The sequence below is a fragment of the Mesobacterium hydrothermale genome (genome assembly GCF_035818635.1).
GTDB lineage: Bacteria > Pseudomonadota > Alphaproteobacteria > Rhodobacterales > Rhodobacteraceae > Mesobacterium_A > Mesobacterium_A hydrothermale.
On sequence record NZ_JAYLLH010000019.1, the window covers coordinates 60,828 to 82,616 of the forward strand.

The window sequence follows — 21,789 nt, forward strand, 5'->3', positions numbered from 1 at the left end:
GTAAGGCAACGCTTCCAATGGCAACGCAAGACGATCCGAAAAAACCGGCGCCGCGCCGCCGCGGACGACGGTTGCGCCGCACCGGTCTTTGGGCGCTTCTGTCGGTCAGCGTGCTGGTCGTCGCCGTGGGCGTCGTTGCGATGACCGCGATGGGGCAGGCACTGTCGGCACCGCCCTGGTTGAAAGAGGAGATCACCGCGCGGCTGGACCGCAGCCTGCCGGGGTTGAGACTGACCTTCGGGGACATGGCGGTGCGGCTTGAACCCGACGCCACCGCGCATGTGCTGCTGCGCGATGTGGAACTGGTGCGCGATGATGGCGCGCGGGTGGTCGCGCTCAGCGATGTCGAGGCAGCGATGGCCCCTTTGGCGATGCTGAAGGGCCAAACCGGCCTGCGAGGCGTTCACTTGTCGGGGGCGTTTGTCACCCTGCGCCGTGATCAGTACGGGCGCGTGGGGCTGGCCTTTGGCGATGCTCTGGCCCGCGAAGGCGAGATGCCGACGATCCCGGAACTGGTGGCGCTGTTCGACACGGCGCTGGCCAATCCGTCGCTGGCGGGGCTGACGGCGATTGACGCCGACGGACTGACCCTGCGCTACGAGGATGCGCGCGCGCGGCGCGGCTGGACGGTGGATGGCGGGCGGTTGCAACTTATGCGCGGCACCGACAGCGTCAGCCTGCGGGCTGATTTCGCGGTGTTGTCTGGCGGCGGCAGCGCCGCCACGATCGAGGTCAACGCCGAAAGCGAGATTGGCCGCAATGATCTGGTTTTTGGCATGAACGTGCAGGACGTGGCGTCGGACGACATCGCCCTGCAAAGCCCGGCCCTTGCCTGGCTGGGCGCGCTCCGGGCACCGATTTCAGGTGCACTCAGGGCACAGATGTTCGATGACGGCACGCTTGGGCCGTTGAACGCGACGCTTCAGATCGGTGCCGGCGTGTTGCAGCCCAACGATGGCACCCGCCCGATCCCGTTCACCGGCGCGCGCACCTATTTCACCTATCGCCCCAAGACCGCGCGCCTGACCTTCAGCGAGATTTCCGTCGACAGCGCCTGGGGCTCGGTCGTGGCCACCGGGCAGGCCAGCCTTCAGGACATGCAAAGCGGGTTGCCGCAACGGATGGTGGGGCAGGTTCAATTGACCGATATTTCGGCCAATCCGGACGACGTGTTCGAAACTCCGGTGTCGATTGCACGCGCGGAGATGGATTTCCGACTGGACCTGCGGCCTTTCGAATTCACGCTTGGAAGGTTGCGGCTGGACGACGGGCAACTGCCGCTGTTCCTGACCGGACGGCTAGCGGCGCTGGACGCGGGCTGGCAACTGGCGATCGACGGCCACCTTGCGCGGGCCGAACCGGATCAGATCGCGGCGCTGTGGCCGCCGTCGCTGAAACCCCAGACCCGCAACTGGTTCACGCAGAACGTGTTGTCGGGCGAGTTGCGCGACGGCCAGATTGCATTGCGGGTCGATCCCGGCAGCGCCCCAAAGCTTTATGCCGATTTCGAAGTCCACGGCGCCGACCTGCGCTATTCTCCGAAACTGCCGGAATTGCGCGCCGCGGATGGGCAGGTCACCATCTATGACAACCGCTTGGTTGCCATGGTCGAAGCCGGGCATATCGAACCGCCTCTGGGCGGGCAGATTGACGTTGCGGGCAGTACCTTTGTCATTCCCGATATCCGGATCAAGGATGCACCGGCCAGTCTTGCGCTGATCGCGGCGGGCCCGGTCGAGGCCGGATTGGCCTACATCGACAGCGACCCGCTGAACGTGCTGTCCAGAGCGGGCCTGCCCGTCGCGCTGGCCCAAGGGCAGGCACGGGTGACGGGTACCGTGGACCTGCCGTTGAAGAACCGGCTGTTGACCGAAGATGTGGATTTCAAACTGTCCGGCACCGTGCGCAATGTCGCGACCGACGTGCTGATCAAGGGGCGAAGCCTTCGCGCGCCCAGCCTGCAACTGGCCGCGACAACCGCGCAGGTGCAGATCGCGGGGCGCGGCACGCTTGACGGTGTGCCCTTCGATTGCAGTTGGACCCAACCCCTTGGCCGCAAGGGCGCCGACAGTCGCGTGACTGCGCGGGTCGAACTGTCAGACAAGGCGGCGCGCGCTTTCGGGTTGGGTTTGCCCGCGGGCATGTTGCGTGGCGCGGCGCAGGGGGACCTGATCCTGGAGATCGGCAGGAACCGTCCGATCGAGTTCAGGCTCACCTCGGCATTGGCGGGGCTGGGGGCTTCGGTGCCGCAGATCGGCTGGAATTTTGGCCAGTCCGCCACCGGCGCTTTGGACGTCGCCGGACGGCTGACACAGCCGGTGACCATCGACCGCCTGTCGATCGACGCAGGCGGGTTGCGGGGGGACGGCAGCATCAGCCTGCGCGCCGATGGCGGGCTGGACATGCTGAGCTTTGCCGATTTGCGCCTGGGGGACTGGCTGCGCGCACCAGTCACGCTGACCGGGCGCGGGGCAAATGCCGCGCCTGCTGTCGCGATCACCGGTGGCAGCATCGACCTGCGCCGGGCGCCTTTTGCCACCGGCAGCGCGGGCGGCGGCGGGGCCGCCGCTGCCGCCGCCGCCGGACCGGTGACTCTGGCGCTGGACCGCATGCAGGTGTCCGAAGGCATTGCGCTGAACCGGTTTCGCGGAACCTTCAGCCTGAGCGGCGGCATGCAGGGCACGTTCACCGCCAATGTGAACGGGAATACGGCAATTCAGGGCGACGTGGTGCCGATGAGCGGGCGCAGCGCGTTCCGGATACGCAGCGACAATGCCGGGCGGCTGATGCAGTCCGTGGGTTTGCTGAAAACCGCGCAGGGCGGTGATCTGACGCTGATCCTGACGCCCAAAGGGGGCGAGGGTGCGTATGACGGAACCTTCACCGCCGCGAACGTCCGGTTGCGCAACGCGCCGGCGATCGGGGCCTTGTTGGACGCCATTTCCATTGTCGGCCTGCTGGATCAACTGGAAGGCCCCGGCATATACTTCGCAGAAGTTGAAGGCGAGTTCCGCTTGTCCCCGCAACAGGTGATCCTGAAACGGTCTTCGGCGTCCGGTCCATCGATGGGGGTGTCGCTGGATGGCTATTACGATCTTGCCTCTGGCCGGATGGACATGCAGGGCGTGCTGTCACCGATCTATATGCTGAACGGCATCGGGGCGATATTTACCCGAAAGGGCGAGGGACTCGTCGGCTTCAATTTCAATATCAAGGGAACGGCAGAGAAACCGCGCGTGTCGGTCAATCCGCTTTCGATTTTGACACCCGGCATGTTCCGTGAAATCTTCCGCCGTCCACCGCCTCAGTTGACAGAATAGACCCCATGCAGCTTTCCGATTTCGATTTCGATCTGCCCGAACGGCTGATCGCAACCCGTCCCGCACATCCCCGATCTTCGGCCCGGCTGCTGGTGGCAGACGGCGACAACCTGAGCGATGCCATCGTGCGTGACCTGCCGGGGATCTTGCGCCCCGGCGACCGGCTTGTTCTGAATGACACGCGAGTGATCCCTGCGCGCCTGTCGGGGCTGCGTCATCGCACGGGCGCTTCCGGGCAAACCGAGGCGCGAATCGAAGCGACGCTGTTGGAGCCGCGCGCAGACGGGACCTGGTCGGCGTTGGTCAAACCGCTGAAAAAGGTCCGCGACGGCGAGGTGATCGTGTTTTCTTCTGATCTGTCGGCAGAGGTCGCAGGCCGCGCGGACGGGCAGGCTTTCTTGCGGTTCAACCTGACCGGAGGGGATTTTGATGCCGCGCTGGCCCAGGCAGGGACGATGCCCTTGCCGCCCTACATCGCCGCGAAACGCCCGGCGGACGAACAGGACAAGACGGACTATCAGACAGTCTGGGCCAGCCGGCCCGGGGCAGTTGCGGCGCCGACCGCGTCCTTGCATTTCGACGAACCGTTGTTGGCGGCGCTGCGTGACAAGGGGGTGCAGTTCACCCACGTGACGCTGCATGTGGGCGCGGGGACCTTCCTGCCGGTCAAGGTCGAGGACGTTACGACCCACAAGATGCACGCCGAATGGGGACAGGTGTCCGAAACCGCCGCGGCAGAGATCGCTGCGACCAAGGCCGCCGGCGGTCGCGTGATCCCGGTGGGCACCACCGCGCTGCGCCTGATCGAAAGTGCGGCGCGCGACACTGGCCAGATCGCCCCTTGGGAAGGGGAAACCGACATCTTCATCTACCCCGGTTTCAGGTTTCACGTGACCGATGCGTTGATGACGAATTTCCACCTGCCCAAGTCAACGCTGCTGATGCTGGTGTCGGCCCTGATGGGCATGGAACGGATGCAAAGGGTCTATGCCCATGCCATCGCACACGAGTATCGGTTTTTCTCGTATGGCGACGCGTCCCTGCTGATCCCTTAGTCCCGGCAACAGTCCCACGCGGTCCGGGACAGGTGCACCGGTGCGCGCAGGATCGACGGGAAGCCCCGGAAAGTCAGGGCCGGATTTGAAACGTTGTCTTGTCATCGGCGCCCCCGATGGTAGGCATGGGATATTGCCCGCCAACATCGGCGCAGCAGGGAGAGCACGCATGTTCATGGTTCTGAAAAGCTCTTGGGCGTTGCTGCTTGGGATCGGAATGCTGATGCTGGGCAACGGCCTGCAAGGCTCGCTTCTGGGGGTGCGGGGCAGCGCGGCGGGATTTTCCGCCTTCGAGATGTCCATTGTGATGTCGGCCTATTTTCTGGGATTTCTGTTTGCCAGCCGTGTGACGCCGGGAATGATCCGCCGCGTCGGGCATGTGCGGGTCTTCGCGGCCCTTGGCTCGTTGATCTCGGCCGTGTTGATCCTGTATCCGGCCGTTCAGCACCCGATTGCCTGGGCCCTGGGGCGGGTCCTGATCGGGTTTTGTTTCTGCGGCGTCTACGTGACGGCAGAAAGCTGGCTCAACCACAGCGCAACAAATGAAACCCGTGGTCAGGCGCTGTCGCTATACATGATCGTGCAGACCGGGGGGATCATCTTGGCGCAGGCGCTGCTGTTGGTGCCGGACAAATCGGGTTTTCTGTTGTTCGTCATCCCTTCGGTGCTGGTGTCGATCTCTTTTGCGCCGATCTTGCTGTCGATTTCGCCGACGCCCGCGTTCGAGACGACCAAGCCGATGCGCTTGAAGCAATTGTTCCTGTCGTCGCCGCTGGGCTGTGTCGGGATGTTTCTTCTGGGGGGCGTGTTTTCGGCGCAGTTCGGGATGTCGGCGGTCTTTGGTACGATGGCCGGACTGAACCTGGCGGAAATTTCGCTGTTCGTCTCGATGTTCTACATCGGTGCGCTTTTGCTGCAATATCCGCTTGGCTGGATTTCCGACCGGATGGACCGGCGTCGGCTGATCACCCTGGTCGCCGGGGCGGGGGGGCTGGCCGCGGTGGCGGCGCTGCTGTTCGGCCAGTTCTACGCCGTTTTGCTGGCGTCTGCCTTTGTCATCGGCGGCATGTCCAACCCGCTCTATTCGCTCCTGATCGCCCATACCAACGATTTTCTCGAGGTCGAGGATATGGCGGCGGCGTCGGCCGGGTTGCTGTTTATCAACGGCACCGGGGCAATTACCGGACCGCTGATCATCGGCTGGATGATGCAGGCCACCGCGCCGTCGGCGTTCTTCGGATTGATCGCGTTCCTGATGTTGTCGCTGACGGGTTATGCGTTGTACCGCGCGACTCAGCGGGCGGCCCCCGCCGTGGATGAAACGGCCAGCTACGCTCCGATCCTGGCCAGCGCGTCGCCCGTCGCGCTGGAGGTGGCGCAGGAATACGCCATCGAAACCGCACAGGAAGCCGAAAGCGACGAGAACGCGGAATCCCGTCACAAACCCGCCGCAGAGTGAGGTTTTCTTGGTTCGACGGCGATTTCTTGCCAGAAATCTCCCCGATTATGTCGTATTGTCGCAAACATTGTTTGGAACGATTGTGTTAATCGTCACATAATAGTTACGTCGCGTTAAAGGAAAAGTAGGAGACGGTCCGATGGTAACGCCCGAAGCGGTGTTGAATTTCTGGTTGGACGAAACCGGCCCCGACGGGTGGTACAACGGGTCAGCAGCGCTTGATGCGACGATCCGGGACAAGTTCGAGGCCGGGTGGGACGGCGCCATGGAAGGCCGGTACGGTCTTTGGCTGACCTACCCCAGCGGCTCTCTGGCTTATGTCATCCTGCTGGACCAGTTTCCGCGCAACATGTTCCGAGGGTCCGGGAAATCGTTCGCGTCAGACCGCGTGGCGCTTGCCGCAGCCAAGCAGGCGATTCACAAGGGCTGGGACCTGATGATCGACGAACCTGCGCGGCAGTTCTTTTATTTGCCGCTGATGCATTCGGAAAATCTTTGTGACCAGGACCGTTGCATTCGTCTGATGAAGGAACGCATGCCCGATACCGGTTCATCCAACCTGCTGCATGCCAAGGCGCATCGCCAGGTGATCCGTGAATTTGGCCGCTTTCCCTATCGGAACGAGGCGCTGGATCGCACCTCGACCGAGGCAGAATTGGCCTATGTGTCCTCTGGCGGCTATGGCGAAACCATCCGCAAGCTTCAGGCCAAGTTGCAGGCCGCCTGACCGAAACGGTCGCTGGACCAACTGGCAAGACATCAAAACGCCCGGCACTTTTGCCGGGCGTTTTGATGTCTTGCGGATCGCAAGGCGACGCTGCCATGCTTCTGGGGCAGGGCGGACATGCGCAGGCCGTGGACGGGGCAAACAGGTCCTGCGTTGATTGCGCGGCCAAGATAGTTTAAGGCTAAACAAAATCGCTACCGGAGGGTTCATGATGGCGACGTCTTTCGACATGATCGTGATTGGCGCGGGACCGGGGGGCTATGTGGCCGCCATTCGCGGCGCGCAGCTTGGGCTGAAAGTGGCCGTGGTCGAGCGCGAACACCTGGGCGGTATCTGCCTGAACTGGGGGTGTATCCCGACAAAGGCGATGCTGCGGTCGTCCGAAGTGTTCCATCTGATGCACCGTGCCAAGGAATTCGGCCTGAGCGCGGGCGACATCGGCTACGATCTCGACGCAGTGGTGAAACGCTCGCGCGGGGTGGCGAAACAGCTCAACTCCGGCGTTGGTCACCTGCTGAAAAAGAACAAGGTGACCGTGGTCATGGGCGAGGCGACCTTGCCGGCCAAGGGCAAGGTCAGCGTCAAGACCGACAAGGGCACCGAGGAGTTGACCGCCAAGGCCATCGTGCTGGCGACCGGCGCGCGGGCACGCGAATTGCCAGGGTTGGAAGCAGATGGTGATCTTGTCTGGACCTACAAGCACGCGCTGGTGCCGACGCGGATGCCGAAAAAGCTTCTGGTCATCGGTTCGGGAGCGATTGGGATCGAATTTGCCAGCTTCTACAACACGCTGGGAGCCGATACGACGGTTGTCGAGGTGATGGACCGAATCCTGCCGGTGGAAGACGCCGAGATCAGCGCCTTTGCCAAGAAGCAGTTTGAAAAACAAGGCATGAAGATCCGCGAAAAGGCCGGCGTCAAGCAGTTGGACCGTGCCAAGGGCAAGGTCACTGCGCATATCGAACAAGGTGGCAAGGTCACCAAGGAAGAGTTTGACACGGTGATTTCCGCGGTCGGCATCGTCGGCAATGTCGAAGGCCTGGGGTTGGAACCCCTGGGGGTCCAGATCGACCGCACCCACGTGGTGACCGATGCCTATTGCCGGACCGCGGTGGAGGGGCTGTATGCTATTGGCGACATCGCCGGTGCGCCCTGGCTGGCGCACAAAGCAAGCCATGAAGGCGTGATGGTGGCCGAACTGATCGCGGGCCAGAAGGTGCACCCGGTCAAACCCGAAAGCATTGCGGGCTGCACCTATTGCCACCCGCAGGTGGCCTCCGTCGGCATGACCGAGGCCAAGGCGAAGGACGCGGGCTATGACGTCAAGGTCGGGCGCTTCCCCTTCGTCGGCAACGGCAAGGCGATTGCCCTGGGCGAACCCGAAGGCATGGTGAAAACCGTGTTCGACGCCAAGACCGGGGCGCTTCTGGGCGCGCATATGGTTGGTGCCGAAGTGACCGAGATGATTCAGGGCTATGTCATCGGCCGGCAGTTGGAGACCACCGAGGAAGACCTGATGCACACCGTTTTCCCGCATCCGACCTTGTCCGAGATGATGCACGAATCAGTGTTGGATGCCTGGGGGCGCGCGATCCACTTCTGATCCGAAGCGGGGGCGGGTGCGCCCGCCCGATGCACGGTTCCCCGGGCGTGATCCGGGGCCGCTGGCGCGGGCTGGTGGGGCACCGTGCGCCCTTGGCCAGCCCGACCTATCAGCGCTTTTTCACAAATTCCGTCCGCAACACCAAACCTTTGATGCTGTCGTGGCGGCAGTCGATTTCATCGGGGTTGGCGGTCAGGCGGATCGATTTGATCACGGTGCCCTGTTTCAGGGTCTGGCCCGCGCCTTTGACTTTCAGGTCACGGATCAGGGTGACGCTGTCGCCGTCGGCAAGCAGGGTGCCCTGCGCATCGCGCACCTCGGGGCCCGTTTCCACCATTTCCGAGGCCGGGCGCCACTCGCCGGTGACCTCGTCATATACGTATTCTTCATCCGAGGCCATGCGCCGACTCCTGTTGTGTGTTGCGCCGCAGCGGTAGGGCAGGTGAACGGGCCCGTCCATGCGGCCAATCGCTGCCCCCTTTCCAACGCGCATCCCTCATGTTATCGGGGCGCCAAACTCAACCCATCAATGGAGCCGAGACCATGGCAACCGAACGCACCCTGTCGATCATCAAGCCCGACGCCACCCGCCGCAACCTGACCGGCAAGATCAACGCCAAGTTCGAGGATGCCGGTCTGCGCATCGTCGCGCAGAAGCGGATCCACCTGACCAAGGTGCAGGCCGGCAAGTTCTACGAAGTGCACGCCGCGCGCCCGTTCTATGACGAGCTGTGCGAATTCATGGCGTCCGAGCCGGTTGTCGTGCAGGTGCTGGAAGGCGAAGGCGCAATCGCCAAGAACCGCGAAGTCATGGGCGCCACCAACCCCGCCGACGCCGCCCCGGGCACCATCCGCGCCGAATTCGCGGAATCGGTTGGCGAAAATTCGGTCCATGGGTCCGACGCGCCCGAAACCGCCGCGCAGGAAATCTCCTTCTTCTTCTCGGGCCTGGAACTGGTGGGCTAAGGCCTCACTTCCGCCCCGATTTGATGTAATCTGAAGCCGCCCCGGTTTTCCGGGGCGGTTTTATTTTGGAACGGAGCCCGATCGATGCAGTGTTGGAAGACCTTGAGCAAGGACTTCATCTTTGAAAAGAAACCGTTTTTCCGGATCTCGAAACAGGCGGTGGAACTGCCGGACGGGCGCGTGATCGATGACTTTTATCAGGTCCATCTGCGCACCTTTGCCACGGTCGTTCCGGTGATGGAGGATGGTCGGATCCAGGTGATCCGCAGCTACAAGCACGGGCCAGGGCGGGTTGTCCTTGGGTTTCCGGCGGGGTTCGTCGATGACGGCGAGGCGGCGCTGGATGGCGCCAAGCGCGAGTTGCTGGAAGAAACAGGGCTGGACTCGGACGACTGGATGTCGCTGGGCACCTTCGTCGACAACGGCAACCAGCGCGGCTGCGAGGGGCACTATTTCCTGGCCCGCGGCTGCCGGCAGGTTGCGGCGCCCGATGCGGGCGATGACGAGGAGATGGAGCTGTTCACGATGCGCGCGGCCGAGATCGATGCGGCGCTGCGCGACGGCAAGTTCGGCGTTGTGCACCAGGCTGCCAACTGGGCCTTCGCGCGGCCATTTCTTCCGGCCTGACGACCGACGCGATCAAGCCTGGTACAAGCGTGGTGGAGGGGGCGCTGCCCCCTCTTGGCCTGTGGCCAATTCACCCCCGGGATATTTTCAGCCAGAAGAAGAGCCGGGCGGTTTCGGACGAAGTCCGATCTCGTCGAGGATGCGTTCGATGCCGGCCGGCGGGCCGGTGCGGGGCAGTTCGTCCTTGAGTTGATTGAAGGCGCGGCGCAGATCGTCCTTTTCCTTGCCCTTGCAATCGTTCCAAGGGCGACCTTGTAGCGCCATGTGCAGCACGTAGTAGCCGATGAAATGCGGCCGGGTGCCAGTGGCGAGCAACTTGCGATAGGCCTCGTGAGCCCCCAGTGCGCGCAAGTCTTCGGCCGAGGTGATGCCGGCGCGGGCACAGGCGGCCTCGATCGCGGGGCCAAGGTTGCGGATCGTGGAAACCGGAGTCGGGTCAGCCGCCATGCGCGCGGGTTTCGGCAAAGGCCACGAGGTTGCGCAGCGCGGTGGCGAAGACCGCATCGTCGACCGTCATCGCGACGCGGACGTGGCCGGCAGACGAGGCCCCGAAGCTTTCGCCGGGCATGACAGCGATGCCGCATGTGTCCAGCAGGTCATTGGCGAAGGCCTCTCCGCTCAGCCCGGTGGCGCGGATGTCGAGAAACAGGTACATTGCGCCCCCCGAGGGAACCAGGCCGACGGTATTTTGCCCGGCAAGGATTTCGCGGGCCAGCGCGCGGCGGCGCGCAAAGGGCGCGGCCACGGCCTGTTCCATGTCGGGGCCCTGCTGCAGCGCGAAAAGCGCGGCATCCTGGATGTAGCCCGGCACGCCGTAGGTGGTGCAGGTGGCAAGGTCGATCAGCGCGGCGATCATCGGCTCCGGGCCCACGACCCAGCCAACGCGGCTACCGGTCATGGCGTGGCTTTTCGACATCGAGCCGATCACCAGCGTGCGGTCGGCTATGCCGGGCAGGGCGCGGGGGCTGATATGCGTGCCGTCCCAGACCTGGGTGTCGTAGACCTCGTCCGAGATCAGCCACATGTCGTGATCCGCAACGACCTGGCACAGCGCGTCCAGCGCCGCCCGGGGATAGACCACGCCGGTGGGGTTGTTGGGCGAATTGACCAGCAGCGACACCGGCCCGGTTTCGCGGGCCAGCGCGTCCAGTGCGGCTGCCTCTGGGACGAAGCTGTTTTCCGCGGTGGTCCGCAGCGCCACCGCCCGGGCGCCGGTGCTGCGAATGGTGCCGGGGTAGGTGGCGTAATAGGGGTCGACATAAAGCGCGGTGTCGCCGGGCGCGCAGACGCCCATGTGACAGGCAAACAGTGCGGCCTGTCCGCCGGGCGTGATCAGAACGTTTTCCGGTCGTGTCGCCACGCCCGTGCGAGCCTGGACCCGCTCTGCCACGGCCTGGCGCAAGCCGGCGATTCCGGGCACCATGGCATACCCGGTGTGACCCGCGCGGGCGGCGTGATGCATTGCGTCAAGGATGGCGGCATCGGTGCCGATGTCGTGTTCGCCGATGGTCAGTTCGATCACCGGCTGGCCTTCTGCCACCATGCGGCGGGCGCGATAAAACACCCCCCAGCCGTCGTTTCCGTCTTCGTTCAGCGTGGTCAGGCGGGGGGAGATTCGAGGCATCAGCGGAGATCCGGCAATCGGGCGAGGGCGTTCATGACTTCGGCCAATGCACCATAGTGGCCGCAGCGGCGCAACCAGTTCACTTCGGCATACGGCAGACTGCGGGACAGGGCGGTCACCGATTGCGCGGTGGTGAAGGGGTCGGCCTCTCCGCGCCAGATCGAGACCTGGCAGCGGATCTGGTCCAGGACCTTTTCCCAGGGCTTTTCATAAGCTGCGATTTCACGCTCGGTGATCGGTTTGAGCGGACCCAGCCCGTCCTTGAGCGCCTGTTTCAACGCGGATCTCGTGCTGGGGTCGGAAAAGAAATCAGGCTCGGCTGCGATGATGCGCTTGGCCTGTGCGACACCGGGCATGACTTTCGACAAGAGGCCGCCACCGGTGGCAAAGGGCGGCACATCGCCACCCATCGACCGAGGGGCGATCGGGGACACGATGGTCACGCGCACGACCTGACCGGGGCACAGCGCGGCAAGGCGCAGCGCGGCGGGCGCGCCCATGGAAAAGCCGACAAGGTGAAGTTCAGATTTCGGCAGCGCCTTGGCCAAATCTGCAAAGGACCGCTGCGCGCGGTTGACGACGGTCAGGTTCGGCAGGCGGGTCATGGCCAATTCTGTGCCGGACCCGGGAAGCCCATGGAGGTAAACTGTTTTCATTGCAAAATATGGTGCCTGTTCACGGTGTCTTGCCGGTGCGGGTTGGGTGGTGGTTCGTGCCGCTGGGCCGGCCTGCCCTGCACTCACCATGAAACTTGGGTGAAACTTGGGCATCCGACAGGATCTGGCAGGGGGAAAAGAGGGCATCCGCAAGATTTTGCGCAAAATGCCCGTGTCAGTTGTCCGGCCTGTCGCCAAGTAGATAGCGCGGGCCCTGTCCATGCCGCGCGGCGCGGTCTTCGGCATTGTAAAGCGCGCATGTGGACAGCGACAGGCAGCCACAGCCGATGCAGCCGTCGAGCTTGTCCCGCAGCGCCTCGAGCGTCGCGATCCGTGTCTCCAGCCGCTTGCGGAAGTGTCGAGACAGCTTTTCCCAGTCGCGCCTGGTCGGGGTTCGGGCCTCTGGCAACGCGCGCAATTCCTCGCGGATCTCTGACAGGGCAAAGCCAAGTTGTTGCGCGATCAGGATGAATGACAGCCGCCGGATGTCTGAGCGCTGGAAGAGCCGGCGGCCGCCTGTGCTGCGAATCGGCGCGATCAGACCTTCCTCTTCGTAGTAACGGATGGCCGAGGGTGCGAGGCCGGTTCGGTCGGAGATGTCGCCGATCGACAGATTGCCCCTTCGCAAGGCTTTGCCGGGCATGAAATCTTTTCCCTTGATCTAAAGTATACTTGAGAAATTACATTCAAGGCCGCTGATTTGCAAAGGAAAGGATACGCGATGACTGCACGTCTGGAACATGTGAACGTTTCTGTCCCCGATGCCGGGGCCACGGCAAAGGTGCTGTGTGATCTGTTTGGCTGGAAGGTGCGCTGGAAAGGAGGGGCGATCCACGATGGGCAGTCTGTCCACGTCGGCGACGACCACAGCTATGTCGCGCTGTATTCGCCCAGTCATGAAATGATCGGGAACGTGATGCGCTATCGCCAGTACGGCGGGCTGAACCATATTGGCGTCGTTGTCGAGGATATCGACGCGACCGAGGCGAAGGTGACCGCCGCCGGGTATCAGACCCACAGCCATGCCGACTACGAGCCCGGCAGGCGGTTCTATTTCGACGGCCCTGATGGCGTCGAATACGAAGTTGTAAGCTACACATGATGCGCCTTGCCCCTGTCCTGTTGATCTATGTCGGCACCTTGACCGGCATGAATGCCCCCTTGGGCAAACTGGCCGCCAGCGCCGGCGTGCCGGCGCCGGTCTGGGCCTTGGTGGTCTCGGCGGGGGCATCGCTGCCGTTGTTTGCGTGGCTTGCACTGCGTGCGCGGCTGGCGCTGCCGCGCGGCGCCACCGCGCGGTATGTCGTTCTGGCGGGTGGGATCACGTTTGTTGCGGCCAACCTTGTGCTGTTCTTGGCCCTGCCGCACGTGGGTGCAGGACACATGGGGCTGATGTTTGCCCTTTCGCCGCTGTTTACCCTTGCTCTGGCCTCTGCGCTGCGGATGCAGGCGCCGGGCCGGATCGGCCTTTGGGGGCTGGCCTTGGGCTTTGCGGGGGCGGTATTGATCGCGCTGACCCGAGGCGGTGTGTCACAAGGCATGCTTTGGTCGCTTGCTGCGCTGGCAATGCCCGCACTGCTGGCGGCGGGCAATGTCTATCGCTCGCTCGCCTGGCCCGAGGGCGGCGATCCGATCGCGCTGGCCGCTTGGTCGCACCTTGTGGCAGTGGGGGTCTTTGCCGCGGCAATCGTGGTGATGGGCCTGCCGGTGGGCGCATTGGCGCAGGTGCCGCTGGTGACCGGTACGCAGATCTTGCTGTCCGCAATCACCTTCCCGGCGTTCTTCCTGCTGCAACGGCTGGGCGGGCCTGTGATGTTGAGCCAACTGGGCTATGTCGCCGCCGCCAGCGGCGTTCTGGTTGCGGTCACCGTGCTGGACGAGGCCTTTGGCCCGCTGGCTTGGGTCGGGGCGGGGCTGATCGCGCTAGGCGTAGGCTTCACCGTGCAGGATCAGCGCCAAGGCGGCTTGGCAGCCGAGTCGCGACGTGCTATTGGCCGGACATGACCACTGCATCGACCATCACGATCTGCTGCATTATCCGCTGACACCATTGGCGGGACGGTCTTCTATTTTCAATCCGAGACGAAGTTGCTAAGCCCGCCGCGATACACGCGAGGAACGGCCCATGGACATTCGTCTGACCAACACGCAGACCCGCAAGAAAGAGGTCTTCCGGCCCATCGATCCCGACAACGTGCGGATGTATGTCTGCGGGCCGACGGTCTATGACCGCGCGCACCTGGGCAATGCGCGCCCCGCGATCGTCTTTGACGTGCTGTTCCGCCTGCTGCGCCATGTCTACGGGCCGGGTCACGTGACCTATGTCCGCAATTTCACCGACGTGGATGACAAGATCAACGCGCGGGCCAGCGACAGCGGGCGCCCGATTTCCGAGATCACGGCGGAAACCACGCAATGGTACCTGGACGACATGGCGGCCGTTGGCGTGATGGAGCCCACCCACATGCCGCGCGCCACCGCATTCATCGCGCAGATGATTGCGATGATCGACGGGCTTGTCGCCTCTGGCCATGCCTATGCGGCCGAGGGGCACGTGTTGTTCCGGGTGCGGTCCTACCGGGACTATGGCGCGCTGTCGGGCCGCTCGGTCGATGACATGATCGCCGGCGCCCGGGTCGAAGTGGCGCCCTACAAGGAAGACCCGATGGATTTCGTGCTGTGGAAGCCGTCCTCGGACGACCTGCCGGGGTGGGACAGCCCCTGGGGCCGCGGGCGGCCCGGCTGGCACATCGAATGCTCGGCCATGGCCTATGAATTGCTGGGCGCGAGTTTCGACATTCACGGCGGCGGCAACGACCTGATGTTCCCGCACCACGAAAACGAGATCGCGCAAAGCTGCTGCGCCCATCCAGAGGGCGGGTTTGCCAATGTCTGGCTGCACAACGAGATGTTGCAGGTCGAGGGCAAGAAAATGTCCAAGAGCCTGGGCAATTTCTTTACCGTGCATGACCTGCTGGAGCAGGGCATTCCGGGCGAGGTGATCCGCTTTGTCATGCTCTCGACCCATTACCGCAAGCCGATGGACTGGACGGCGGACAAGGCACGCGAGGCAGAGGCCACGCTGCGTAAATGGCGGACGCTGACCAAGGGCATCGAGCCCTCGTCCAGCGTGCCCGCGTCCGTTGTCGAGCCCTTGGCCGACGATCTGAACACCGCGGGCGCGATTGCCGCGTTGCATGTGCTGGCGGGGCAGGGCGATGCCGCGGGGTTGAAGGCCGGCGCGGTGCTTATGGGGCTGCTGTCGCCGGAGCTTGGCGCCTGGGCCGAGGTCGGTGTCGATCTGACCGTGTTTGCCAACCGGTTGGCAGCGGTGCGGACCGAGGCAATGCAGAGCAAGGATTTTTCCGAGCTGGACCGGCTGAAAGCGTCGCTGACCGCAGCTGGCGTCGAGGTGCGCATGTCCAGGGCCGGGGTTGACCTGGTGCCGGGCGCGGGCTTCGATGCGGCGAAGCTGGAGACGTTGCGATGAGCGGCGGGCTGGTGACGGGCGAGGGGCCAGCCCCTCGCGCTCCCCGGGATATTTGCGGCAAGATGATGGGGAGAGGGCCGGCATGAGCAAGGACCGCCTTTACCTTTACGACACCACGCTGCGCGACGGGCAGCAGACGCAGGGGGTGCAGTTTTCCACCGCAGAGAAGCTGCGCATCGCGCAGGCGCTCGATGCGCTGGGGGTCGATCATATCGAGGGCGGCTGGCCCGGTGCCAACCCCACCGACAGCCTGTTCTTCGAGACCGTGGGGCAGACCCGTGCCACGATGACGGCTTTTGGCATGACCAAGCGCGCCGGCCGGTCGGCAGAAAACGACGACGTGCTCGCGGCGGTGCTGAACGCCGGGACGCCGGCGGTCTGTCTTGTCGGCAAGACCCACGATTTCCACGTCGAGACCGCATTGGGGATCACGCTGGAAGAGAACCTGGAGAACATTGGCGCCAGCGTCGCGCATCTGGTGGCGCAGGGGCGCGAGGCGTTGTTCGATGCCGAGCATTTCTTTGACGGCTGGAAGGCCAACGCGCCTTATGCGCTGGACTGTCTGAAGGTCGCGCAGCAAGCCGGGGCGCGCTGGATCGTGCTGTGTGACACCAATGGCGGCACCCTGCCCGAGGAGATCGGGCGCATCGTGCGCGCGGTGATCGCGGGCGGCATTCCCGGCGATATGCTGGGCATTCATTGTCACAACGACACCGAAACCGCCGTGGCGGGCTCTTTGGCGGCGGTGGAAGCCGGGGTGCGGCAGGTGCAGGGGACGTTGAACGGGTTGGGGGAACGCTGTGGCAATGCCAACCTGACCTCGCTGATCCCGGCGCTGTTGCTCAAGGAGCCCTTTGCCAGCACGCTGGAGACCGGGGTGAGCCGCGAGCGGCTCAAGGGGCTGACGCGGATCAGCCGGATGCTGGATGACATCCTGAACCGGGTGCCGGTGAAGCAGGCGCCCTATGTCGGGACCTCGGCCTTTGCGCACAAGGCCGGGCTGCATGCCAGCGCGATCCTGAAGGACCCGTCGACCTATGAGCATATCGAGCCGTCGGTGGTGGGCAATGCGCGTGTCATCCCGATGTCGAACCAGGCCGGGCAGTCGAACCTGCGCAAGCGGCTGGCAGAGGCCGGGCTTGAGGTCGAGAAGGGCAATCCGGCGCTGGGGCGGATCCTGGAACGGATCAAGGCGCGCGAGGCCGAGGGCTATTCCTACGACACCGCGCAGGCCAGTTTCGAGCTGCTGGCGCGGGACGAGCTGGGGCTGTTGCCGGAATTCTTCGAGGTCAAGCGCTACCGGGTGACGGTGGAGCGGCGCAAGAACAAGTATAACCGCACGGTGTCGCTGTCGGAGGCGGTGGTGGTGGTCAAGGTCGATGGCGAGAAGAAGCTGTCGGTCAGCGAGTCGATGGATGACGAGGGCTGTGACCGGGGCCCGGTGAACGCGCTGGCACGCGCGCTGGCCAAGGACCTGGGGCGGTATCAATCCGCCATCGACGACATGCGGCTGATCGACTTCAAGGTGCGGATCACGCAGGGCGGGACCGAGGCAGTCACCCGGGTCATCATCGACAGCGCCGACGGGCAGGGGCGGCGCTGGTCGACCGTGGGGGTCAGCGCGAACATCGTCGATGCGAGTTTCGAGGCGCTGCTGGACGCGGTGCGCTGGAAGCTGGTGCGGGACGAGGCCGCCTGATGGACTGGGATGCGTTCTTTACCGTGCACAAGGACCTGCCCCGTGAGGGACCCGGGACGCAGGACGACGTGGACTGGGCCTGTGGCCTGGCGGACCTGGCGCCCGACGCGGTGATCTGCGACGCCGGCGCCGGACCGGGGGGAGATGTCTCTGCGCTGCTGGCCCATGTGCCCCGGGGCCGGGTGGTTGCGGTTGAGAAAGTCCCGGGCTTTGTTCGCCAGGGCCAGACGCGGTTTGCCGACACACCGCGAGTTTCCTTTGAAGAGGGCGACATGGCGGCGCTGGCGGATCATGCGCAGGCCCCGTTCGACCTGATCTGGTGCGCGGGCGCGCTGTATTTTCTGGGGCTTGAGGCCGGGATTGCCGCCATGGCAAAGGCGCTGAAAGCCGGAGGGGTCCTGGCGTTTTCCGAGCCTTGCTTCTTTGTCGACAGCCCGTCACCGGCGGCGCGGGCGTTCTGGGACGGCTATCCGGCACAAACCCCCGAGACCCTTTCGAAGATGTTGCAGGATGCGGGGTTCGCGGTTCTGGGTCAACGGGCGCTGCCGGATGACAGCTGGGAGGCGTATTTCCGACCGATGGAGCGCCGGATCGCAGAACTGCGCACCACGCAATCGGAACGCCTGGAACCGATGTTGGAGGCCTGCGCTGCAGAGGCCGACGCCTGGCGCGCGGTGCGTCGTGAGACCGGGTATCTTTTGTCGGTGGCACGGCTTGGATGATCGCGTTCGGGCAGGGGGCGCTGCCCCCTCTTCCGCCGGGGGCGGCATTCACCCCGGGAGTATTTCTGGAAAGATGAAAGGATGAGCGTGACCTTTGACAGCGACCTGACGGCCTGTGCCGCGCTGGTGGAACGCGGTGATCCGGAGCGGTTCGCGGCGGCCATGGCGGCGCCTGTCGCGGCCCGTGCGGTCCTGTTCCCGATCTATGCGTTCAATGTCGAGGTCGCGCGTGCGCCCTGGGTCACCTCGGAGCCGTTGATCGCGCAGATGCGTCTGCAATGGTGGGCCGATGCGCTGGAGGAGATCGCAAGCGGCGGTCCGGTGCGGCGGCACGAGGTGGTCACGCCGCTGGCGCGGGTGCTGACACCCGCGGCGGTGGTTTCGTTGTCAATGCTGGTCGACGCGCGTCGGCTGGACGTGGAGCGCGCGCCTTTTGCCTCGGAGGAAGCATTGCTGCGCTATCTGTCGGAAACGGCGGGCAGCCTTGCCGAAGCGGCGGCGCAGTCGCTGGGGGCGCCGTCACAGGCGATGGAAGGGCTGGCGCGTTGGGGGCAAGCCGCGGGGCTTGCGCGGTACCTGAGGGCGGTTCCGGCGCTGAAGGCGTTGGGGCGGAAGCCCTTGCCGCCCGGGGCCGACGTGATCCGTCTGGTGCAGATTTGCCTGGATGAAATCCCGTCCTGGCGTGCGATGGCCTGTCGGCTTGGGCCGGGGCGCGCGGCGGCGCTGGAGCTGTGGCAGGCGCAGCCGGTGTTGCGACAGGCGGTGTGGAACCCCGCACGTGTCGACGATGGTCGTCTGGGCCTCAGCCCGTTTTCGGCGAAGTGGCGGCTTTTGCTGGCTGCGCTGTGAGAGCGTTGTGAAGGACCGTTTCGCGGAACGCGGCCTTAGTCCTCGGCGGGGCGCAACACCAGCCAGATCAGTGCGCCGCCTGCGAGCGCAAGGAAGGGCGCCATCGCCAGGTTGACAGCAACCCAGCCGTCCTGCGCCGCGCCGCCGGAGCAATTCATCAGCCCACCGGAGGCCAGCGACGCCACGGTGACGCCGCCAAACACGATCAGGTCATTCATGCCCTGCAACCGGCCGCGTTCATGGGGCTCATGCGCGGAGGCGAGCATGGCTGTGGCACCGATGAAGCCGAAGTTCCAACCGATCCCCAGCAGCACCAGCGCGATGAAGAACTGTTCCAGTTGCACCCCGGTAAGCGCAACACCGCCGGCGGCCGCGAGGATGGCCAGGCCCAGAGCGATGATCTTTTCGACGCCATAGCGCGCGATCATGTGACCGGTGAAGAAGCTGGGCACGTACATCGCCAGCACATGGGCAGTCACGACATAGCCAGCGACGAATTGGAACTTGTTGCGCAGATCGCCTTCCGGAACCAGATTCACAAGGTAATTGGGCAGTTCGGTTTCGCCACCCACTCCGCAGCCCACGACGGCCAGCGGGGTCGAAGTCATCACCAGGTTCATCAGTGCATAGGACACCATGCCGGAAATGATCGCCACCGCGATGCGCGGGGTCTTCAGCATTTCCATCCGGGTGCGCCCGTGCGGTGCGTCGGCGTCGGGTTTGGGGGGGTTCGGGATGTCGAGAAACAGAAACAGCCCGGCACCGACGATGTTGATCAGCATGACCGCCAGATAGGTGCCCAGAAACGGGATCGGGCCAAAGGCAAAGGACGAGAAATTGCCCAGTTGCGGGCCGATGATCGCAGCGGCAAGCCCGCCTGCCAGCACGTAAGAGATCGCCTTGGGGCGGAAGTCATCCGAGGCGGTGTCGGCGGCGGCGAAGCGATAAAACCCCTGCGCCGACATGTAGGTGCCGGTGAACAGGCTGCCCAGCAGGTAGAGCGGGAAGGATGCGATATACAGAGCATAGGCCGCGACAGCCGCCCCAAGCGCGCCCATCAAGGTGCCAAGCATGAACCCGGCGCGGCGGCCGTGGCTTTGCATGAAGGCCGAAACCGGCGTCGCCGACAGCATCGAGCCCAGGACAATCAGTGAAATCGGCAGCGTGGCAAAGCAGGCGTTGGGGGCAAGCGTTTGCCCGGCGAGCCCGCCGATCGTGAAGATCATAGGCATCTGCGCGCCCAGCAGCGCCTGCGCAAGAACAAGCACGGTCACGTTGCGGCGGGCGCGGCTGTCGGTGTGGATCTGGGTCTGGTCGGCGCTGGTCATGGTCGTTTCGATAGACGGGAAGTGGGGCAGCGGCAAGGGGGCTTGCGATTGCGCTTGGCGCGGCGCGACAAGACGCGCTAGGGATGGGGCATGAGCGATATCGGGCGGATCATCCGGACAGAGGCCTGCGTGGCCGAAGGCGCGGCCTGGCTGGCGTCCGCAGAGCCGCGCTTTGCCCATGCGCTGACGCTAACGGGGCCGTTGCCGTTGCGGCGTCGGCAGGACGGGTTCGAACAGCTTCTGAGCGCGATTGTCAGCCAGCAGGTCAGCGTTGCATCCGCCCGGGCGATCTGGGCACGCCTGGAGGCGGCCGGAATGACCGGACCCGCGCCGATCCTTGCGGCCAGTGACGACGACCTGCGCGCGCTGGGGCTGAGCCGGCAGAAGGCGGCCTATGCCCGCGCGCTGGCCGGTGCGGGGATCGACTTTGACAGCTTGCGCAGCGCGCCGGTCGAGACGGTCGTGGCCGAACTGACGGCGGTCAAGGGAATCGGCATCTGGACGGCGGAAATCTATGCGATGTTCAGCCTGGGCCGGGCCGATGTCTTTGCTCCCGGCGACCTGGCGCTGCAAGAGGCCGCCCGCATCCTGTTCGCGCTGGACGAACGCCCCAAGGAACGCGCATTCCGGCAGATGGCGGAAGCTTGGAGCCCGTGGCGGTCTGTCGCCGCCCGCGCGCTTTGGGCCTACTACCACATCGCAAAAGAGCGGGAGGGGATCGTTTGATCCTGCCGCAGGCGCATTGTATCGCGTGGATGCAGGAAGAAACATGCGCGGCGCGCGGGTGCCGTGGGCGGGCGGTCTGGCCCGCGAGCGATCAACAGGAGATGACGACGCAATGACACGGGTTTTGACAGCTGGCCGCAAGGAGCCGGCATCGGGGGAGATGCGCAGCGCGGTTGTGTTCCTGCATGGCTATGGCGCCAACGGGGCCGATCTGCTGGGGCTGGCGGACGTGCTGGGTGAACACTTGCCGGACACGCTGTTCGTGGCGCCTGACGCGCCCGAAAACTGTGCCGGGTCACCCTTTGGATATCAGTGGTTCCCGATCCCGTGGATTGACGGATCGTCGGAAGAGGAAAGCGAGGCGGGCATGCGCCGCGCGGTCGAGGATCTGAACGCGTTCCTGGACGCGCTGATGGTGGACGAGGATCTGCTGCCGGAACAGGTTGCGCTGTTCGGCTTTTCGCAGGGCACGATGATGGCACTGCACGTGGCCCCGCGGCGCGAAGAGCCGGTGGCGGGGATCGTCGCCTTTTCCGGCCGGTTGCTGGCACCGGAGTTGCTGGCGGACGAGGTGGTCTGTCGTCCGCCGGTGTTGCTGGTGCATGGCGATGCCGACGACGTGGTGCCGGTGCAATCCTTGCCCGAGGCTGCGGAGGCGTTGCAGCAGGCGGGCTGGGAGGAGGTCTTTGCCCACGTGATGAAGGGCACCGCCCACGGGATCGCGCCGGACGGTTTGTCGGTGGCGCTCGCGTTTCTGCGCGACAAATGCGGATTCTGATCCCGGGCGTTTTGTTTGAATGAGCGCGCCTGCGGCGCGCGCCGGATGTGCCGTGGGGGGCCCCCCCCCCCCGGGCGCGCGCGGGCGCGCCATCGGCGTGCACGGCACGCCGCGCTCGGATCGGGCGCAGCCCGATCCGAGCCGTTGACGTCAGCCTTTG

The 21,789-nt window shown here is 64.7% G+C and carries 21 protein-coding genes; 15 read left to right on the forward strand and 6 right to left on the reverse strand.

The genetic code is table 11. From position 1 onward, the window contains the following. Nucleotides 1–17: 17 nt before the first annotated feature. From VK792_RS13470 to lpdA, 5 genes are all read left to right on the forward strand, one after another. A complete protein-coding gene (locus VK792_RS13470; RefSeq protein WP_326298038.1) occupies nucleotides 18–3,320 on the forward strand; it encodes a YhdP family protein in 3,303 nt (1,100 codons plus the stop codon). Nucleotides 3,321–3,325: 5 nt separating this feature from the next. Further along, on the forward strand, nucleotides 3,326–4,375 hold the full coding sequence (gene queA, locus VK792_RS13475; protein ID WP_326298040.1) for a tRNA preQ1(34) S-adenosylmethionine ribosyltransferase-isomerase QueA: 1,050 nt from the start codon (nucleotides 3,326–3,328) through the stop codon (nucleotides 4,373–4,375). 169 nt (nucleotides 4,376–4,544) lie between these two features. Continuing rightward, nucleotides 4,545–5,834 (forward strand): MFS transporter, encoded by a 1,290-nt coding sequence (locus VK792_RS13480; RefSeq protein WP_326298041.1) that lies wholly within the window; start codon nucleotides 4,545–4,547, stop codon nucleotides 5,832–5,834. Nucleotides 5,835–5,973: 139 nt separating this feature from the next. Further along, nucleotides 5,974–6,561, forward strand: a complete 588-nt coding sequence (locus tag VK792_RS13485) for a DUF924 family protein (RefSeq protein WP_326298043.1) — start codon at nucleotides 5,974–5,976, stop codon at nucleotides 6,559–6,561. A gap of 208 nt (nucleotides 6,562–6,769) precedes the next feature. Continuing rightward, on the forward strand, nucleotides 6,770–8,164 hold the full coding sequence (gene lpdA / locus VK792_RS13490) for a dihydrolipoyl dehydrogenase (protein WP_326298044.1): 1,395 nt from the start codon (nucleotides 6,770–6,772) through the stop codon (nucleotides 8,162–8,164). Nucleotides 8,165–8,273: 109 nt separating this feature from the next. Here lpdA and VK792_RS13495 read toward each other — a convergent pair whose 3' ends face one another. Next, nucleotides 8,274–8,564 carry an alkylphosphonate utilization protein gene (locus VK792_RS13495; protein WP_326298046.1) on the reverse strand — a complete coding sequence of 97 codons (291 nt, stop codon included), beginning with the start codon at nucleotides 8,562–8,564 and terminating at the stop codon, nucleotides 8,274–8,276. Nucleotides 8,565–8,707: 143 nt separating this feature from the next. On the opposite strand from VK792_RS13495, the gene ndk reads away from it, so the two are divergent. After that, nucleotides 8,708–9,130, forward strand: coding sequence for a nucleoside-diphosphate kinase (gene ndk, locus VK792_RS13500; protein ID WP_326298047.1), 423 nt, complete (start codon nucleotides 8,708–8,710; stop codon nucleotides 9,128–9,130). 102 nt (nucleotides 9,131–9,232) lie between these two features. Continuing rightward, complete coding sequence (locus VK792_RS13505; protein ID WP_326298048.1) at nucleotides 9,233–9,757, forward strand: NUDIX hydrolase; 525 nt, start codon at nucleotides 9,233–9,235, stop codon at nucleotides 9,755–9,757. Nucleotides 9,758–9,844: 87 nt separating this feature from the next. On the opposite strand, the gene VK792_RS13510 is transcribed toward VK792_RS13505, so the two are convergent. The 4 genes from VK792_RS13510 to soxR all read right to left on the reverse strand — a co-directional run bounded on the left by VK792_RS13510 (nucleotide 9,845) and on the right by soxR (nucleotide 12,680). After that, a complete protein-coding gene (locus VK792_RS13510) occupies nucleotides 9,845–10,204 on the reverse strand; it encodes a TfoX/Sxy family protein (RefSeq protein WP_326298049.1) in 360 nt (119 codons plus the stop codon). Beyond that, nucleotides 10,194–11,381 carry a pyridoxal phosphate-dependent aminotransferase gene (locus VK792_RS13515; RefSeq protein WP_326298050.1) on the reverse strand — a complete coding sequence of 396 codons (1,188 nt, stop codon included), beginning with the start codon at nucleotides 11,379–11,381 and terminating at the stop codon, nucleotides 10,194–10,196. Before VK792_RS13515 ends, VK792_RS13510 begins: the two co-directional genes overlap by 11 nt. Continuing rightward, complete coding sequence (locus VK792_RS13520; protein ID WP_326298051.1) at nucleotides 11,381–12,037, reverse strand: alpha/beta fold hydrolase; 657 nt, start codon at nucleotides 12,035–12,037, stop codon at nucleotides 11,381–11,383. Before VK792_RS13520 ends, VK792_RS13515 begins: the two co-directional genes overlap by 1 nt. Nucleotides 12,038–12,212: 175 nt before the next feature. Then, a complete protein-coding gene (soxR, locus tag VK792_RS13525) occupies nucleotides 12,213–12,680 on the reverse strand; it encodes a redox-sensitive transcriptional activator SoxR (RefSeq protein ID WP_326298052.1) in 468 nt (155 codons plus the stop codon). Between the two features lie 78 nt (nucleotides 12,681–12,758). Here soxR and VK792_RS13530 point away from each other — a divergent pair, with 78 nt between their 5' ends. The 6 genes from VK792_RS13530 to VK792_RS13555 all read left to right on the forward strand — a co-directional run bounded on the left by VK792_RS13530 (nucleotide 12,759) and on the right by VK792_RS13555 (nucleotide 18,797). After that, entirely contained in the window at nucleotides 12,759–13,139 is a 381-nt protein-coding gene (locus VK792_RS13530; protein WP_326298053.1) for a VOC family protein, read from the forward strand. Then, the gene (locus VK792_RS13535; RefSeq protein WP_326298054.1) at nucleotides 13,136–14,041 is read left to right on the forward strand and encodes a DMT family transporter; all 906 of its coding nucleotides are present in this window, start codon (nucleotides 13,136–13,138) and stop codon (nucleotides 14,039–14,041) included. The genes VK792_RS13530 and VK792_RS13535 overlap by 4 nt, the downstream gene beginning before the upstream one ends. Nucleotides 14,042–14,162: 121 nt before the next feature. Continuing rightward, nucleotides 14,163–15,527: a cysteine--tRNA ligase gene (gene cysS, locus VK792_RS13540; protein WP_326298055.1), complete on the forward strand. Its 1,365-nt coding sequence runs from the start codon at nucleotides 14,163–14,165 to the stop codon at nucleotides 15,525–15,527. An 82-nt stretch (nucleotides 15,528–15,609) separates the two neighbouring features. Beyond that, nucleotides 15,610–17,226 (forward strand): citramalate synthase, encoded by a 1,617-nt coding sequence (cimA, locus tag VK792_RS13545; RefSeq protein WP_326298056.1) that lies wholly within the window; start codon nucleotides 15,610–15,612, stop codon nucleotides 17,224–17,226. Beyond that, nucleotides 17,226–17,948: a class I SAM-dependent methyltransferase gene (locus VK792_RS13550; RefSeq protein ID WP_326298057.1), complete on the forward strand. Its 723-nt coding sequence runs from the start codon at nucleotides 17,226–17,228 to the stop codon at nucleotides 17,946–17,948. The genes cimA and VK792_RS13550 overlap by 1 nt, the downstream gene beginning before the upstream one ends. Before the next feature lie 81 nt (nucleotides 17,949–18,029). Further along, nucleotides 18,030–18,797: a squalene/phytoene synthase family protein gene (locus VK792_RS13555; RefSeq protein WP_326298058.1), complete on the forward strand. Its 768-nt coding sequence runs from the start codon at nucleotides 18,030–18,032 to the stop codon at nucleotides 18,795–18,797. Between the two features lie 35 nt (nucleotides 18,798–18,832). Here the strand turns inward: VK792_RS13555 and VK792_RS13560 are convergent, their stop codons facing one another. Further along, the gene (locus tag VK792_RS13560; RefSeq protein ID WP_326298059.1) at nucleotides 18,833–20,125 is read right to left on the reverse strand and encodes an MFS transporter; all 1,293 of its coding nucleotides are present in this window, start codon (nucleotides 20,123–20,125) and stop codon (nucleotides 18,833–18,835) included. A 90-nt stretch (nucleotides 20,126–20,215) separates the two neighbouring features. Here VK792_RS13560 and VK792_RS13565 point away from each other — a divergent pair, with 90 nt between their 5' ends. Continuing rightward, nucleotides 20,216–20,851 (forward strand): DNA-3-methyladenine glycosylase family protein, encoded by a 636-nt coding sequence (locus tag VK792_RS13565; protein ID WP_326298061.1) that lies wholly within the window; start codon nucleotides 20,216–20,218, stop codon nucleotides 20,849–20,851. A 112-nt stretch (nucleotides 20,852–20,963) separates the two neighbouring features. Then, nucleotides 20,964–21,629 (forward strand): alpha/beta hydrolase, encoded by a 666-nt coding sequence (locus VK792_RS13570; RefSeq protein WP_326298062.1) that lies wholly within the window; start codon nucleotides 20,964–20,966, stop codon nucleotides 21,627–21,629. The last annotated feature ends 160 nt before the right edge of the window (nucleotides 21,630–21,789 follow it).